Source organism: Ruminococcus callidus ATCC 27760 (genome assembly GCF_000468015.1).
Classification (GTDB): domain Bacteria; phylum Bacillota; class Clostridia; order Oscillospirales; family Ruminococcaceae; genus Ruminococcus_C; species Ruminococcus_C callidus.
The window spans coordinates 1,182-1,664 of sequence record NZ_KI260316.1 but is presented as its reverse complement, the minus strand read 5'-3'; the positions used below and the strand labels follow the sequence as shown (position 1 = coordinate 1,664).

1 protein-coding gene is annotated in these 483 nt (G+C 44.3%); it reads left to right on the top strand.

The window, feature by feature from the left end:
• Positions 1 to 483: terminase TerL endonuclease subunit (locus RUMCAL_RS02645; RefSeq protein ID WP_021680929.1), on the top strand; the 483-nt coding region annotated here is incomplete at both ends.

Sequence of the window (483 nt, the reverse complement as noted above, 5' to 3'; positions counted from 1 at the left end):
GACTTGACCTTTCCTCTACAACGGATATTACAGCATTTGTTTTGGTGTTTCCGCCTACAGAAGATGATGAACATTATTACATTTTGCCTTACTTCTGGCTGCCGGAAGAAACTTTGCCACTTAGAGTAAGACGTGACCACGTTCCATATGATATTTGGGAACGGCAAGGCTATCTGAAAACCACTGAAGGAAATGTGGTTCACTATGGTTTTATCGAAAACTTCATCGATGAACTGGGGCAGAAATTTCACATCAAAGAGATTGCTTTCGACCGTTGGGGTGCGGTGCAGATGTCGCAGAACCTTGAGGGATTGGGTTTTACAATGGTGCAATTCGGGCAAGGATACAAAGATATGTCACCGCCTACAAAGGAACTAATGAAACTGACCCTTGAACAGAAACTCGTCCATAACGGACACCCTGTTTTAAGGTGGATGATGGACAATATCTTCATTCGCCGTGACCCTGCCGGAAACATCAAGC